At 69.3% G+C, this 14,828-nt stretch carries 15 protein-coding genes and 2 pseudogenes; 5 read left to right on the top strand and 12 right to left on the bottom strand.

All coding sequences use genetic code 11. The features are described 5' to 3' along the window. Nucleotides 1-56: 56 nt before the first annotated feature. Nucleotides 57-1,064: an AMP-binding protein gene (locus L1066_RS16985; RefSeq protein ID WP_235737432.1), complete on the bottom strand. Its 1,008-nt coding sequence runs from the start codon at nt 1,062-1,064 to the stop codon at nt 57-59. A gap of 153 nt (nt 1,065-1,217) precedes the next feature. On the opposite strand from L1066_RS16985, the gene L1066_RS16990 reads away from it, so the two are divergent. From L1066_RS16990 to L1066_RS17005, 4 genes are all read left to right on the top strand, one after another. Further along, the gene (locus L1066_RS16990; RefSeq protein ID WP_235737433.1) at nt 1,218-1,670 is read left to right on the top strand and encodes a GNAT family N-acetyltransferase; all 453 of its coding nucleotides are present in this window, start codon (nt 1,218-1,220) and stop codon (nt 1,668-1,670) included. Then, on the top strand, nt 1,671-2,567 hold the full coding sequence (locus tag L1066_RS16995) for a 1,4-dihydroxy-2-naphthoate polyprenyltransferase (protein WP_235737473.1): 897 nt from the start codon (nt 1,671-1,673) through the stop codon (nt 2,565-2,567). A 73-nt stretch (nt 2,568-2,640) separates the two neighbouring features. After that, complete coding sequence (locus tag L1066_RS17000) at nt 2,641-3,720, top strand: acyl-CoA thioesterase domain-containing protein (protein WP_235737434.1); 1,080 nt, start codon at nt 2,641-2,643, stop codon at nt 3,718-3,720. Between the two features lie 183 nt (nt 3,721-3,903). Continuing rightward, nucleotides 3,904-5,265 carry a TrpB-like pyridoxal phosphate-dependent enzyme gene (locus L1066_RS17005; protein WP_235737435.1) on the top strand — a complete coding sequence of 454 codons (1,362 nt, stop codon included), beginning with the start codon at nt 3,904-3,906 and terminating at the stop codon, nt 5,263-5,265. 29 nt (nt 5,266-5,294) lie between these two features. Here the strand turns inward: L1066_RS17005 and cds1 are convergent, their stop codons facing one another. Together cds1 and L1066_RS17015 are read right to left on the bottom strand one after the other, a co-directional pair. Beyond that, on the bottom strand, nt 5,295-6,458 hold the full coding sequence (gene cds1, locus L1066_RS17010) for an L-cysteine desulfhydrase Cds1 (RefSeq protein WP_235737436.1): 1,164 nt from the start codon (nt 6,456-6,458) through the stop codon (nt 5,295-5,297). After that, a complete protein-coding gene (locus tag L1066_RS17015) occupies nt 6,458-6,718 on the bottom strand; it encodes a DUF4229 domain-containing protein (protein WP_235737437.1) in 261 nt (86 codons plus the stop codon). The genes cds1 and L1066_RS17015 overlap by 1 nt, the downstream gene beginning before the upstream one ends. Nucleotides 6,719-6,798: 80 nt before the next feature. Between L1066_RS17015 and L1066_RS17020 the strand changes: the two genes are divergently transcribed. Beyond that, nucleotides 6,799-7,035 (top strand): hypothetical protein, encoded by a 237-nt coding sequence (locus L1066_RS17020; RefSeq protein ID WP_235737438.1) that lies wholly within the window; start codon nt 6,799-6,801, stop codon nt 7,033-7,035. Between the two features lie 12 nt (nt 7,036-7,047). On the opposite strand, the gene L1066_RS17025 is transcribed toward L1066_RS17020, so the two are convergent. The 9 genes and pseudogenes from L1066_RS17025 to hemL form a co-directional block, all read right to left on the bottom strand. After that, nucleotides 7,048-7,449, bottom strand: coding sequence for a DUF3592 domain-containing protein (locus L1066_RS17025; protein ID WP_235737439.1), 402 nt, complete (start codon nt 7,447-7,449; stop codon nt 7,048-7,050). A gap of 189 nt (nt 7,450-7,638) precedes the next feature. Then, nucleotides 7,639-8,532 (bottom strand): LLM class flavin-dependent oxidoreductase, encoded by an 894-nt coding sequence (locus tag L1066_RS17030; protein WP_235737440.1) that lies wholly within the window; start codon nt 8,530-8,532, stop codon nt 7,639-7,641. 119 nt (nt 8,533-8,651) lie between these two features. Beyond that, nucleotides 8,652-9,641, bottom strand: a complete 990-nt coding sequence (gene ccsB / locus L1066_RS17035; RefSeq protein ID WP_235737441.1) for a c-type cytochrome biogenesis protein CcsB — start codon at nt 9,639-9,641, stop codon at nt 8,652-8,654. Then, complete coding sequence (locus L1066_RS26940; protein ID WP_312008044.1) at nt 9,638-10,492, bottom strand: cytochrome c biogenesis ResB family protein; 855 nt, start codon at nt 10,490-10,492, stop codon at nt 9,638-9,640. Before L1066_RS26940 ends, ccsB begins: the two co-directional genes overlap by 4 nt. Beyond that, nucleotides 10,477-11,208, bottom strand: a pseudogene (locus L1066_RS26945) (cytochrome c biogenesis ResB family protein); the annotation flags it as partial. The gene L1066_RS26940 and the pseudogene L1066_RS26945, both read right to left, overlap by 16 nt. Continuing rightward, a complete protein-coding gene (locus L1066_RS17045) occupies nt 11,208-11,963 on the bottom strand; it encodes a cytochrome c biogenesis CcdA family protein (RefSeq protein ID WP_235737442.1) in 756 nt (251 codons plus the stop codon). The pseudogene L1066_RS26945 and the gene L1066_RS17045, both read right to left, overlap by 1 nt. Beyond that, nucleotides 11,956-12,567: a TlpA disulfide reductase family protein gene (locus L1066_RS17050; RefSeq protein ID WP_235737443.1), complete on the bottom strand. Its 612-nt coding sequence runs from the start codon at nt 12,565-12,567 to the stop codon at nt 11,956-11,958. Before L1066_RS17050 ends, L1066_RS17045 begins: the two co-directional genes overlap by 8 nt. 1 nt (nt 12,568) lies before the next feature. Continuing rightward, nucleotides 12,569-13,242: pseudogene (locus tag L1066_RS17055) on the bottom strand (histidine phosphatase family protein). After that, nucleotides 13,239-14,579: a glutamate-1-semialdehyde 2,1-aminomutase gene (gene hemL, locus L1066_RS17060; protein WP_235737444.1), complete on the bottom strand. Its 1,341-nt coding sequence runs from the start codon at nt 14,577-14,579 to the stop codon at nt 13,239-13,241. Before hemL ends, L1066_RS17055 begins: the two are co-directional and overlap by 4 nt. Between the last annotated feature and the right edge of the window lie 249 nt (nt 14,580-14,828).

Genomic DNA, 14,828 nt, shown 5'->3' on the forward strand with positions numbered 1-14,828 from the left:
GACCGTGAGGCCGCGGAAGCGGGTGTGGAGTGGGAGCTGCCAGGCGACGAGATCGATCATGCGTCCGCCTCGGCGAGCCGACGCAGGGCCAGCCGGTCGACCTTTCCGTTGTCGAGCAGCGGAAACGTCTCGACCACGACCACCTGCCGCGGCGCCCAGCGGTGGTCGAGACCCGCACCTCCGGCAACCCACTCCCGCCACATCGAGGCCTCGCTCCCTCCGCCGCCGGGACCGGCTGCGTCCTCGACCAGCCGCACGAAGGCGACCACCCGGTGTCCCCACTCGTCGTCGGGCACACCGAGCACGTGGCACTCGGCAACCGCCGGGTGCTCGCGCAGGCGGGCGGCCACGGCGGGCGTCGGCACGTTGAGGCCTCCGCTGATGACCACGTCGTCCACTCGGCCCAGCACCTGCAACCGACCGTCGGTGAACCTGCCCAGGTCGCTGGTGACGAACCAGCCGTCGACGAGGGTCTCGGCGGTCAGCGCGGGGTCGCCGTCATAGCCGTCGAAGAGGGTCGGGCCGCCGATCCGGATCCGGCCGTCGGCATCGATCGCGATCTCCACCGCGTCGAGCGGGACGCCGTCATAGACGCAACCGCCACTGGTCTCGCTGGAGCCGTACGTCGCCACGACGTTGAGGCCCTCGGCCTCGGCGCGGGCGCGCAGCTCCAGGTCGACGGGGCCACCGCCGAGCAGCACGGTGTCGACGCCTCGCAGCGCCTCGAGGGACGCGGGATCGTCGAGGAGACGGTGCAGTTGGGTGGGGACGAGGGAGGTGTGGAGCCGCTCGGCGGTCGCCTGCTCGATCGCCGCCCGCCAGTCGCCGCCGACGACCTCGATGGGCGGCTGGCCGGCTCGCAGCGAGCGGACCGCAACCTGGAGACCTGCGACATAGGTGATCGGGAGCGCCAGCAGCCACTGGCCGGGCCCGGTCAGGCGCCGGTGGGTGGCGTCGGCCGAGGCCAGGAGTGCTGCCCTCGAGAGCAGCACCCGCTTGGGCCGGCCGGTCGATCCGGAGGTCTCCACGATGAGGGGGCGGGCTCGGCGTGCTGCGCCAACCACGGGGTGAGGGCAGCGACGACAGCGGGGGTCGACCCGCTCAGCGGCCTCAAGTTGCTCACCGGTCAACGCTATCCCTCACCCCTCGGTGCCGGGCGGCGGGCTGCCGAGGCGTTGCTCGAACGGCTGGTCGGGACCGCTTGGTTGAATGGACCGATGCACACCTGGTCCGACCTCGCCGCCGCGGAGCTCAGCGCTCCCCAACTGCACGACCTGCTCCAACTGCGCAACCGAGTCTTCGTCGTGGAGCAGGAGTGCGCCTATCTCGACATCGACGGACTCGACCTGCTCCCCACCACGCGCCACGTCCTGGCATCGAGCGCCGACGGCCTGGTCGGATGCGCCCGGTTGCTGGTCGACGACGGGTTCGTGCGGGTCGGGCGCATCGTGGTGGCACCGGGCGCGCGCGGCACCGGAGTGGGCCGGGAGGTCGTCCGCCGCAGCCTCGCCGCCTGCTCGGCGCACTGGCCCGGGCAACCGATACGGATCGCGGCCCAGGCACACCTGGAGCGGTTCTACGCCGAGTTCGGCTTCGCGGTGCGTGGCGAGCCCTACGAGGAGGACGGCATCCCGCACGTCGACATGCAGCTGGGAAGTGCACGTGCTTGAATCGTCCGCCATGGCCACCCCTCGCAGTGGATCGCCGGCGCTCGCCCCCGGACCCTTCCCGCAGCCCTTGCGCCGGTGCTCGCCGGCACCGGTGTTGCCGCCCATCACGGCGACGAGGTGTGGTGGAAGGCCCTGCTGGCGTTGGTGGTCTCGCTGGCGCTGCAGGTCGGCGTCAACTACGCCAACGACTACTCCGACGGCATCCGTGGCACCGACGAGGACCGGGTCGGCCCGCTACGGCTCGTCGGGTCCGGGCTGGTCGAGCCGGGGCTGGTCAAGCGGGCAGCCTTCTTGAGCTTCGGCGTCGCCGCCGTCGCCGGCCTGGTGCTGGCTGCCACGACCGCGTGGTGGCTGGTGGCTGTCGGAGCCGTGTGCGTCGTCGCCGCCTGGTTCTACACCGGCGGCTCGAAACCCTACGGCTACCTCGGCCTGGGCGAGGTCATGGTCTTCGTGTTCTTCGGCCTGGTCGCGGTCATGGGCACCACCTATGTGCAGACCGAGTCGAGCGCCAGCGAGGTCGTCATCCAGTCGCTGTGGGCCTCCGTCCCCATTGGCGCGCTGGCCTGCGCAGTGCTGGTGGGCAACAACCTGCGCGACATCTGGACCGACACCGAGAGCGGCAAGCTGACCCTCGCCGTACGTCTGGGCGAGCAGCGCACCCGCCTGTTCTTCGCCGGCCTCGTGGCGCTCGCCGCAGCTGGCGTGGTCGGCCTCGCTGCCACGACGACCTGGTGGGCACTGACCGGCTTGGTGCTGGTGCCGATGTGCGGACGGCCGCTGCGACGGGTGTTGGGCGGCAAGCAGGGTCGGGCCCTCATCCCCGTCATCCAACAGGTCGGGTTCGCCGAGATCGGCGCGGCGGTCGCGATCTTCGTGACGCTGGTGGTCACCGCCTGAGCAACGGCACCCACCCGCGGAGGCCGGCGGCCTGCTGCAACAATCGCTGCACCCTACAAGCGAGGAGTGACCCGTGGAGATTGCCTTCTTCCACCGCGACGGCGCCCAGTTGGTGCCCACCGACGTGGCCCGGAGCCTCTGGTCCGACGACCAGATGCACGGCGTGGCGATCAGCGGCGCGCTCGGACAGGCCGCGGAGGACAGCCTGCGTGGGCTCGGTCGCGGCGACCTCGTCCCCAGCCGCCACACCGTCGATCTCTTCCGCCCGGCCAAGATGGCGCCGTGCGACCTGGTGACCGATGTCGTCCGCGAGGGAAACCGGCTGGTGTTGGTCGATGTCCGCCTGGAGCAGGAGGGCGAGCTGATGGCCCGCGCCTCGGCACTGTTCCTGAGGGCCACCGAGGAGCCCCCGGGTGAGGTGTGGAAGCGCACCGAGCTTCCCGAGCCGCCCCCGTTCGACGTGGCGCCGCCCAACTCCGGCCCGCGTCCGCCGCTCTTCCACAGCGCCGAGGGATGGTCGCCCGACTTCCTGGCCCACCAGAACGCCGAGCACAAGGTCATCTGGAACACCGTGCCGTGGATCGTCGCCGGCGAGGAGCCCAGTGGCTATGCGGCGGCAGCCGCGGTTGCCGACTCGACCACGCTGGTCACCAACTGGGGCACGCGGGGCGTCAACTACATCAACGCCGACGTGACCTTGACCCTCGCACGCCGCCCCGTCTCCCCGAGATCGGTCTCTACGCACTCGACCACACGTCCTACGACGGGGTCTCGGTGGGCAGCGCGCTGGTCTTCGACCGCGAAGGCACCCTTGGCACCTCGATCGTCACGGCCGTCTCCAACGCCAAGCGCACCGTCGACTTCGGCAACGCCTTCAAGCGGCGGGAGGGTGACGGCGGCGCGCCCGCCGTCAGCGATCCCACCACTCGGGTCTGACCCGCGAACCTTCACTCAGATCGCGCGAACCTTCAGTCAGGCCGCTGGTACGCCGCTGCGTGAGCAGCGGACGGGCCTTCCCGTTGCGCGTAGGCTGGGGGCATGTTCTGGATCCTGCTGCTCATCGTGGTCGTCGGCTTCGTGGCCTACAAGTTCCGTGCGCCGATCCTGGCCAAGGTGCTGGGCCAGTCCCGCTCGCGCATCGACCGCCGGCTGAAGTAGGACAGGCAGGGGTCCTGCAACGCTGCCTCAGCGACCTCCCTGCCTGTCCTTCACCCGCCTGAGTGAAGGTTCGCGCGATCTGAGTGAAGGTTCGCGGGGGGTTTTGAGCGCAACGCCTCGGCTCCTGGTGTTGGATTGGCTCGTCCGATCCGCAGACCGCACCAGGGAGTCAGGCCAGATGAGCGTTCCCCGCAAGATCCTTCTCGACGAGTCGGAGATGCCGACCTCTTGGTACAACATCGTCGCGGACCTGCCGACACCTCCGCCGCCGCCCTTGCACCCGGCGACGCACCAGCCGGTCGGCCCTGACGACCTGGCGGCACTGTTCCCCCCGGAGCTGATCGCCCAGGAGGTCAGCTCCGAGCGCTACATCGAGATCCCCGAAGCGGTGCAGGAGGTCTACCGGCAGTACCGCCCCTCTCCGCTCTACCGCGCGGTCAACCTGGAGCAGAAGCTCGGCACGCCGGCGCGGATCTACTACAAGTACGAGGGCGTCTCCCCCGCCGGATCGCACAAGGTCAACACCTCGGTGCCGCAGGTCTACTACAACAAGATCAACGGCATCACCCGACTCACCACCGAGACCGGCGCCGGGCAGTGGGGCACCGCGCTCAGTTATGCCTGCTCGCTCTTCGACCTCACCTGCGAGGTCTGGCAGGTCGGGGCGTCGTACGACACCAAGCCGCAGCGGCGCACCCTCATCGAGGTCTTCGGGGGCAAGGTGCACCGCTCCCCCAGCCAGCTGACCGAGTCGGGCAAGGCCTTCCCGGTGGATCACCCGGGATCGCTGGGCATCGCCATCTCGGAGGCCGTCGAGCTCGCCGCGCAGGACCTGGGCGCGAAGTATGCGCTCGGCTCCGTGCTCAACCACGTGCTGCTGCACCAGACCATCACCGGCGAGGAGACGCTGAAGCAGCTCGCGAAGGCCGGTGAGTCCGGCGCCGACCTGGTCATCGGCTGCGCCGGCGGCGGTTCCAACTTCGCCGGCCTTGCCTTCCCGTTCCTGCGCGAGAAGCTCGCCGGCAACCAGGACCCGCGGATCATCGCGGTCGAGCCGGCAGCCTGCCCCACGTTGACGCGCGGTGAGTACCGCTACGACTTCGGCGACACCGCCGGACTCACGCCGCTCATGAAGATGTACACCCTCGGACACGACTTCGTGCCCTCGGCCATCCACGCCGGCGGCCTGCGCTACCACGGCATGGCACCGCTCGTCTCGCACACGGTGCACGAGGGTCTCATCGAGGCCACGAGCCTGCACCAGAACGAGTGCTTCGACGCGGCCGTCGAGTTCGCCCGCACCGAGGGCATCGTCCCCGCGCCGGAGTCCTCCCACGCCCTCGCCCAGGCCCGCCGCGAGGCGCTCGAGGCGAAGGAGACCGGCGAGGAGAAGGTCATCGTCGTCCTGCTCTCCGGTCACGGCCTCCTCGAGCTCGGCGCCTACGACTCCTACCTGTCCGGCAGCCTCGGCGACGACCCGCTCTCCGATGCCGACCTGCAGGAGGCGCTCGCCGCCGTACCGGTGGTCGAAGGCCCGTGATTTCTCGATAGTCCCTGACGAACTTGTAGTCAAACCGGACCTCCGACTACAAGTTCGTCAGGGACTACCCCCATTTCAAGCGAGTACGCCGGAGCGCAGGAACCGCTCCAGGACCGCGAGGTGGGGGTCGGGTCGAGGCCTTGTGAAGCGAGCCAGGCATCGTCGTAGTAGGTCTGGGCGTAGCGCTCACCGCCATCGCAGATCAGGGTGACGACCGAGCCGGTCTCGCCGCGGGCACGCATCTCGGCAATGAGCTCCAAGGCACCCCACAGCGCCGTGCCCGTGGATCCGCCAACCGCGCGGCCGGTGAGCTTGGTGCACCACAGGGCCGCGGCCACCGAGGCTGCGTCGGGTACCTGGAGCATCCGGTCGACCACCCCGGGCAGGAAGGAGGGCTCGACGCGTGGGCGTCCGATGCCTTCGATCCGCGATCCGGATCCACGCACGCCGACGTCACCCGAGACCCAGCTGTCGAAGAACGCCGACCCCTCCGGGTCGACGACGCACACCCGCGTGTCCAGCCGCCGATAACGCACGTAACGGCCGATCGTCGCCGAGGTGCCTCCGGTGCCGGCGCCGACGATCACCCAGTCCGGGACCGGGTGCGGTTCCCGAGCCATCTGCTCGAAGATCGACTCGGCGATGTTGTTGTTGCCCCGCCAATCGGTGGCCCGCTCCGCATAGGTGAACTGGTCGAGATAGTGGCCGCCGGTCTCGAGTGCCAGCCGCCGCGACTCCGCATAGATCGCGGAGGGGTCGTCGACCAGGTGGCATCGGCCCCCGTGGAACTCGATCAGCGCGATCTTCTCCTGCGAGGTCGTCCGCGGGATCACCGCGACGAACGGCAGTCCCAGCAGCCTCGCGAAGTAGGCCTCGGACACTGCGGTCGAACCGGACGACGCCTCGATGACCGTGGTGCCCTCGTGGATCCAACCGTTGCAGAGCGCGTAGAGGAAGAGCGACCGTGCCAGCCGGTGCTTGAGCGAACCGGTCGGGTGGACGCTCTCGTCCTTCAGATAGAGATCGATGCCCCACTCGGGAGGCAGCGGGAAGACGTGGAGATGGGTGTCTGCCGAGCGGTTGGCATCTGCCTCGACCTTGGCGATCGCGGCATGCACCCAGGCCCGGTCCCCCGCATCGTGGCGGCTCGCTCCGACACACGAGCCGGTCTGCTCCGGGACCGGAGCAGGCATCAGTCGGTGTCTTCCTTGGCGCGCTGGGCGTCCATCTTGTCGGTGATCCTGCCCGCGCGCTGCTCGACCTTCGCCGCGAACGCCTCCCGCGGCGAGTTGAGCATCGTCAGGGACGCGACACCGCTGATCAGGAACGCCAGGACCAGCGCCCACAGGACGGGGACCGAATCGGCAAGCTGGCTCCAGACGCCTGCGACGATGGCGAACGCACCGACGAAGAGGCCAAGACGCAAGAGGGTGTAGACGACGAACTCCTTCACAACGCCCAGTCTACGGCGCCGCACCATCCACCGACGAAACATCGTCTGCGGACGCTGGCCCACCCGACTACACTGGGGACGTGGGGAAGTTGCTGCTCCTTCTGTTGATCATCGCCGTGGTGGTCTACTTCGTGGTGCGCACGATAGAGACCCGTGGCCATCCCTTCCGGCGTACGCCGGGTGGCGGCGGCCTGCCCAACATCGCTCGCCCGAAGCGCCGCCCCACCCGCCCGGTCGCACCGGACGACGATCCGGAGTTCCTCCGCGACCTCAACCGGCGCAGGCCCAGGCGTTCGGACCCCGACAAACCCGAGTGAGTCGCGCCCTGCTCAGCCCTGCGGCGCGGTGCGGCGGCGCTTGACGAGGTTGCTCACCCGCAGCCAGAGCCCGAGCGCCGAGAAGAGCCCGAAGACGACACCGGCACCGGCAAGGACCCACGTGGTCCTGGTCGACGACTTCGCCGCCTTCTCCACCTTGGTGCTCGCCAGCCGCGCCTCGTAGGGGTCATCGGGGTTGACCAGCACGGTCACCTCGTCGCCGACCTGGAGACGGTCGCAGTCGTCGTACTCGACGAACGAGTACTTCTGGCCCTTCAGCTTGTAGGTCACGTAGGGGCAGTCGGCCGTGTAGGTCTTGGTGTGGCGGCTGCGGCGACCGCCAGAGCGGGTGGTGCGCTCGATGTCGCGGATCTCGGTGACCTTGGCCGGTCGCTCCACGCCGTGTGCGTGCAACGCCTCGAGCCGATCGGCCTTGCCCTCCCCGGGTTGATCGCGAACGCGGCATAGAGGAGCACGGCAGCAAGAACCAATCCGAGGACACTTCGCACCGCCGCAGTCTCCCAAACAGGCCCGACACCACCGCCCACGCCCCGCCGTACGGCGACCGGGCGCGTCCAGCATCGACCTCGCCCCGGGCGGCGCTCACCCCACGATGTCGGCGAGCAGCGCCACCTGCCGCGGGTCCGAGGAGGTCGGCACCAGCTGGACCTCGTCGGCGCCGGACGCGGCGATCGCGTCGAGCACCTCACGCAGCTCGTCAGCGGTACCGGCGAAGCCCGCCACCGTGGCCAGCGCGTCGACCGCGTCGGTCGGGATCCAGTTCATGTAGCGCCTCAGGTGCGTGTGCATCTGCGCCCGGGCATCCCCGCCCTCCGCGGTCTCGGTGAGGGCGAACCAGAACGAGGTCGTCAGGCGCGGCGTCGGACGACCGGCCTCGGACCAGGCGGCCCGCGCCCCGTCGAAGAGCTTTGCCATCTGGCCCAGGTCGAGATCGAGACTCATCCCCGCCAGCCCGTCAGCCCACGCCGAGGCTGCCCTCAACGTCTTCGGTCCGAGCGTGCCGACCAGGAGCTCAGGACCACCCGGCTGCACCGGCGACGGACCGACCGGCAACCGCCCTCCCGTGACGTCCTCCCCGGCCCAGACCCGCCGCATGATCTCGACGCGCTGTGTCATCCCCGCGATGGTTCGGGTGCCCGGATCGGCACCGACGGCGCGGTAGTCCTCCGTGCGCCCGCCGACACCGACACCGACCGTCAGTCGGCCGTCGCACAGCAGGTCGCCGGTCGCCAATGACTTCGCCAGCCGCACCGGATCGTGCAGTTGCGGCACCACGACCGTCGTGACCACCCGGGCCCGCCTGGTCCACGCCCCGACCGCGCCGAGCAGCGTCAACGTCTCCGGGTTGTCGAAACAGATCCGCTCGCCGAAACAGATCGACGACCATGGCCCGTCATCGATGTCACGGGTCCAACGTTCCAACATCGCCCGGTCGAGGGCGGGCTCCATCACCGGCAGGGTCATCCCGATCTGCATGGGCGCCACTGTGACAGATCAGCGCCCGGCGCGACCCACGACTCGCGTCAGGCGGGAGTGCCTCAGGCGTACGACGCAGCTCGCGCCCTGCCGTACCGGCACCCGCGGGTTCACGCGGGCTACTCCAGGATGCGGACGACAGCCGCGGGGCGATCGGCGTAGGAGTGCTGCGAGCCGCCGCCGAAGAAGTAGTTGATGCCGATGAAGTTGAACAGCAGCGTGGCGAGGCCGACGAGCGCGAGGATCGCCGCGTTGCGGCCCTTCCAACCGGCGGTGGCGCGGGCGTGGAGATAGGCGGCATAGACGACCCAGGTGATGAACGCCCAGACCTCCTTGGGGTCCCAGCCCCAGTAGCGCGACCAGGCCTGGTGTGCCCAGATCGGCCCGGAGATCAACACCGCGAAGGTCCACACCGGGAACGCGAAGGCGTGCAATCGGTAGGAGAGCCGGTCGAGGGACTCCAACGCCGGGATCCGGGCCAGGATCCCGGTGCGGGCCGGCGCGTCGGCACCAGCGCCCGCGCTGCCGGCGGCGACCAGCTCACGCTCGACGGCCTCCTGCTTGGCCTCCGAACGCGCCTTCACCAGGTAGAGGATCGACACCAGGCCGGCAAGGAAGAAGACGCCCGAGGCCAACACGGCCGAGACCACGTGGATCACCAGCCACGGCGAGCTCAGCGACTCGGTCAACGGCGCCACCTGCTCGTAGAGCCAGATCACCGCGACCATCATCGCCACGAAGACGAACCCGACCACCCACGGCGCGAGCCAGCCGAGTGAGTACTTCTTGTAGAGCAGCAGGTAGGCGAAGGCCACCACGAAGGTCGCGCTCAGCGTGAACTCATACATGTTGCCCCACGGCACCCGGTTGGGGTCCGCCGCCAGGCCGCGCCCCACCAGCGCCACGAAGTGCGCGGTGACCGCGAGGCCCGTGAGCAGCACGCCGAAGCGGCCGAACGTGGCCACCTGACCGGACTGCGGGGTCTCGTCGGCGGGCAGCTTGCGGAGCCAGGCCCACTGGGCCGAGTGCGCCAACAGCGCCAGGAAGTAGAGAATCCCGGCCGCCGTCACCGATTGGTTGCTGAGCGTCTCCCACGATGCGTTGCTCACGATTCCTCCGTCCCGCGGCCACCCTTGACCAGGGCCACGATCTCATCGATCTCTTCGGTGCCGTCGCCACCGTTGCTGCGTTCGAGTCCACCGATCTCGACCAGTGTCTCCTCATCCTCCCGGCGGACCCGCACCCAGACCCGGCGGGGGCGCAGGAAGAGCGACCCCAGCAGGCCGAGCAGGGCGAAGATCATGCCGCCCAGGGCGATCTCCTTGCCGGGCGTCTTGCTGACCTGGACCCGGACCCACGGGGTGATGTCGTCGAAGGTGACCGACCCGGCGCCGTCCGGCAGCTCCACGGTCGACTCCTTGCACGCCGCATTCTCGACACCGTCCACCTTGGCCGCGCACACGTCGACCCGGAACAGCCCGCCGTCCTCGCCCTCGAGCAGCTCCATCTTGTCCTTGTCGAGCACGTAGACCGACTGCGAACCGTCGCCCAGGCCCAGGTCGCCGACATAGGCCTGCATCGAGATGAGCGGGTTGCGGTCGTCACCGAAGATCGACATCGGGACGCCGTCGAGCATGACGAAGGTCGGGAACAGCAGCCCCTCGAGACCGATCTGCGGATCGGCGCCGGGTGCCTTCACGACGCCGAAGGAGCGGAAGGTCGCCTGGTCCTCCGGAAGGAAGACGGCGGGGCCGGTGAAGGCGACGTCACCGTTGGCGTCGCGCACCGTGATGTGCGGCGCGTAGCCGTGGCCGATGAGGAAGACGTCGGTGCCACCGATCGACAGCGGGTGGTTGACCCGGAGCGCGTACTTCTTCTCCTCGCCCCCGGCTCCTCGGTGTAGCGCAGGTGGGCGGCGAACTTCTGCGCCATGCCCTGGCGAGGCCCGCTCTCGAGCCACTCGATGTCGAAGGAGTCGAAGGCGAAGTGGAAGGGTTCGAGGTCCTCGGCGTCGACCATCGAGCCGGGCACGAAGTCGTCGTACTGCGAGATCGTGTTGGAGAAGCCGCCGCCCTGCACCACGACGACACCACCTTGGTAGCCCCACAGGGATCCCATGGCAAAGCCCGCGAGCACCACGAGGATCGACAGGTGGAAGACCAGGTTGCCGGCCTCACGCAGGTGTCCCTTCTCCGCAGAGACCGTGCCGGCCTCCTCGTCGACGAGCACCCGGTAACGACGCTTGCGCAGCGCCTTCTCGGCCCGGGCGAGCACCGCGTCCTGCGCCTCGTCGGAGCTGTACGTCGCATGGTGCGGCAGCCGCGACAGGTTGCGCGGGGCGGCAGGCGGCTTGGCGCGGAACGCCGTCCAGTAGACCTTGGTGCGTGGCAGGATGCAGCCGACGAGCGAGACGACCAGCAGCAGGTAGATCGCGCTGAACCACACCGAGTCGAAGACCGAGAACAGCTCGAGCTTCTCGTAGATCGGGGTGAGGTCGGGGTGCTCCTCCTTCCAGCGCTGCACCGCGAAGGCGTCGGTGTCCTCCTGGGGGATGACCGATCCGGGGATCGCGGCGAGCGCGAGCAGCAGCAGCAACACCAGCGCGGTGCGCATCGAGGTGAGTTGACGCCACGTCCAGCGCAGCATCTCGCGGAAGCCGAGTTCGGGAGCTGCCATCACACACTCACCGTGAAGTCGTTGACCATGTGCACCTGGATCCAGTTGACCATCCAGCCCCACCAACCGGTGACGAGCAGCAGGCCGACGAGCACCATCATGAGGCCGCCGAGCCGTGTCACCCACACTTGGTGACGCCGGATGAATGCGAACGCGCCGAGCGCCCGCCGATAGGCGAGCCCGGCGATGATGAAGGGAAGCCCCAGGCCCAGGGCATAGAAGCCTGCGAGCACCGCGCTGCGCGGCACCGTCGCCTCGTTGACGCCCAACAGCAGGATCGCGCTGAGCGTCGGGCCGACACAGGGAGCCCAGCCGAGCCCGAAGAGGAAACCGACGAGTGGGGCGGCCGCCAGGCCGACGGCCGGCAGCTTGTGGATGCGGACGTCGCGTTGCAGGAACGGCAGCAGTCCGGCGAAGACCAGACCGAGCGCGATCACCACCCAGCCCAGCCAGAACTGCAGCTGATCACGTTGGCGCACCATGAACTCGAGCGAACCGAAGTAACCGCTCAGCGCGCCCAGGCAGACGAAGACGAAGCCGAATCCGAGCACGAAGAGGAGCGAGCCGGCCAACATCCGACCACGCTTGGCGTCGGCGAGATCGGCGCCCGAGAGCCCGGTCGCGTAGGAGAGATAGCCCGGCAACAGCGGGATCACGCACGGGGAGAAGAACGACACCAGACCGGCCAGCACGGCGATCGGCAGCGCCACCACCAGGGAGCCGGACAGCACCGTCTCCCGGAAGAAGTCAGTCATCCTCGGCGACGACCTTCTCGATGATCGACACCAGCGTCTGCTTGCTGGGGAGCACCCCGATCACGCTCGCGGCGACGCGGCCCTCGCGGTCGAGGACGACCGTGCTCGGGACGACCAAGGCACTGAGGATGCCGTGGAACTCGAGCAGCAGCTCGCCGGACGGGTCGTAGAACGAGGGGAAGGGCACGTCGTACTGACGTTCATAGCTGGCAGCGTTGTCACGGCTCGCGTCACGCACGTTGATCCCGAGGAACGCGACATCGTCGCCCTGGGTCTCCACGGCGGCGTCGACGACGTCCTCGGCCTCCATGTGGCACTCACCGCACCACATGCCCCAGACGTTCATCACCACGACCTTGCCGCGCTGCTCCTCCAACGACAGCTTGCTGCCGTCGACGGCGTCGCCGGTGAAGGAGACCTTCTTGCCTCGGTCGCCCGGGTCGACCTCACGCACCGTGCCGCCGCCGGAGACGTAGCCCTTTCCATCGGTACCGTCCAGGCCACTGCACGCGGACAGCAGCAGGCCCAGCGTCAGCACGAGCGCGAGCGGGCGGGCAAGCAGCGAGGCGAGCGGGCGACGTACGCCCGGCTGGGAAGTGGACATGTCAGGGTCGGTTCTCCTCGGGCGCGTCGCCCGCTGAGAAGGGCGCGGCCTTGTCGCGAGCCGGGATGAGGTGACCTGCCGGTTCCGAGTAGGAGAGCGAGGTGAGGTTGTCACCCTCGAAGTGCAGCGAGGTGAGGGAGCAGAGGCTGCACTGGCGCTTGCGCGGGTCGTGGAGGAAGGAGCGCTTCTCCACGGCCAGGCGAGTGATCCAGATCGGCAGCTGGTGGGAGACGATCACGGCCTCGTGACCACGGGCTGCGTCACGGGCGTCGTAGGTCGCGGCGAGCATCCGCGCGGCGACCTCCTTGAAGGGTTCGCCCCATGACGGCCTGAGCGGGTTCCAGAGCTTGACCCACGACGAGGGCTGGCGCAGCGTCCGGGCGCCGGAACCGAACTTCTTGCCCTCGAACCAGTTGCCCGACTCGATCACCCGGTCGTCGGTGGTGATGTCGAGGCCGAAGACGCGGGCCAGCGGAGCCGCGGTCTCCTGAGCGCGCTCGAGCGGGGAGACGCGAAGGTGCGTGATGTCGCGCCCCCGATCGCCTCCGCGACGACCTCCGCCATCTCCTTGCCACGCGTCGACAGGTGGTAGTCGGGAAGTCGCCCGTAGAGCACGCCCTCGGGGTTGTGCACCTCGCCGTGGCGCAGCAGGTGGACGGTGGTCTGTTCGGTCATGCGGGCAACCTCGGGTTGTCGAGCGTCTGGGCGGCTGCCCTCGCGGCAGCAGGCAGGGCGTCGACGATCGCCTGGAGCGCGCGGTCGTCGTGGGCGGCGGAGAGGAACCACGTCTCGAAGGCCGAGGGCGGCAGGTGCACCCCGGCATCGAGCATCGCGTGGAAGAAGGCGGCGTACGCCGGCACGTGCTGCCGATTGGCCTCGTCGAAGTTGCGGACGGGGCCGGGGCCGAAGAAGACGGAGAACATGGTGCCAGTGCTCTGCACGACGTGGGGCACCCCGGCGGCGCCGAGCGCGTCGGCGACGGCCTGCTTCACGACGTCGCCGGCGCGGTGCAGGTGGGTGTAGACCTCGTCGGTGGCAAGTCGCAGCGTGGCGAGGCCGGCGGTCGTGGCGATCGGGTTCCCCGAGAGGGTCCCGGCCTGATAGACGCCGCCCTCCGGGGAGAGGTGGGCCATCACGTCGGCGCGGCCACCGAAGGCAGCAGCCGGGAAGCCACCGCCCATGACCTTGCCGAAGGTGAGGAGGTCGGGGGTCCAGCCCTCGACGGCGCCGTCGAGGCCCCACTGGCCCTGTCGCGAGGCGCGGAAGCCGGTCATGACCTCGTCCGAGACGAAGAGTGCGCCATGGCGGCGACAGGTCTCGGCGAGGAACTGGTTGAAGCCGGGCTCCGGCGGGACCACGCCCATGTTGCCGGCAGCGGCTTCGGTGATGAGACAGGCGATCTTGTCGCCATGCTCGGCGAACGCAGCCTCGACAGCGGCCCGGTCGTTGTAGGGCAGCACCAGGGTCAGTGCCGTGGCCGACTCGGGCACGCCGGGCGTGCCGGGCACACCCAGGGTGACCAAGCCGGAGCCGGCCTGGGCCAGGAGGGCGTCGACGTGACCGTGGTAGCAACCGGCGAACTTCACGACCATGTCGCGGCCGGTGAAACCCCGTGCCAGCCGGATGGCCGACATCGTGGCCTCGGTGCCGGAGGAGACGAAGCGGACCCGCTCCACCGGCGTACGCGCCACGATCTCCTCGGCCAGTTCGACCTCCGGGACCGTCGGGGTCCCGTAGGACGTGCCGCGACCGATCGCCTCCGTGACGGCCGCGCGGACCTCGGGGTGATTGTGGCCCAGCAGCATCGGTCCCCATGAGCAGATGAGGTCGACGTACCGCATGCCGTCTGCGTCGGTCAGCCAGGCGCCGTCGGCGGAGGTGATGAAGCGCGGGGAGCCGCCAACCGCGTTGAAGGCACGCACCGGCGAGTTCACGCCACCGGGGGTCACCGCCGACGCCCGGTGGAAGAGTTCTCTCGAGCGGGCAGGGTCGAGCCGGGACGAGCTGGTCACCGCGCCATTGTCGCCGACCGGGCAAGCAGGCGCACATCCGCGGCGCCCCGGTGCGGGAAATATGTGTCGCAGGTCGCGTCATGGGGCATCGGGTCAGACGTCCCATCATCGAGCGCGCCACCCGACACGCCCGTCTCGCGCAGGTAATTTCGCTTGAGTCTCGTGATTCGTAACTCACTGTGACAAGATTCGTTGAGCGAAGTGCCGGTGCTTGAGGGAGCGGGGCGCACAGTCAGTCACACGCACTTG

The organism is Nocardioides alcanivorans (assembly GCF_021555175.1).
In the GTDB taxonomy this organism is placed as follows: Bacteria; Actinomycetota; Actinomycetes; order Propionibacteriales; family Nocardioidaceae; genus Nocardioides; species Nocardioides alcanivorans.

Excerpts from the sequence above, each read along its gene's own strand:
- L1066_RS17030 (WP_235737440.1), bottom strand. The coding sequence starts at position 8,532 with ATGCAGATCGGGATGACCCTGCCGGTGATGGAGCCCGCCCTCGACCGG.
- L1066_RS16990 (WP_235737433.1), top strand. The coding sequence starts at position 1,218 with ATGCACACCTGGTCCGACCTCGCCGCCGCGGAGCTCAGCGCTCCCCAA.
- L1066_RS17005 (WP_235737435.1), top strand. The coding sequence starts at position 3,904 with ATGAGCGTTCCCCGCAAGATCCTTCTCGACGAGTCGGAGATGCCGACC.
- L1066_RS17045 (WP_235737442.1), bottom strand. The coding sequence starts at position 11,963 with ATGACTGACTTCTTCCGGGAGACGGTGCTGTCCGGCTCCCTGGTGGTG.
- cds1 (WP_235737436.1), bottom strand. The coding sequence starts at position 6,458 with ATGCCTGCTCCGGTCCCGGAGCAGACCGGCTCGTGTGTCGGAGCGAGC.
- L1066_RS17050 (WP_235737443.1), bottom strand. The coding sequence starts at position 12,567 with ATGTCCACTTCCCAGCCGGGCGTACGTCGCCCGCTCGCCTCGCTGCTT.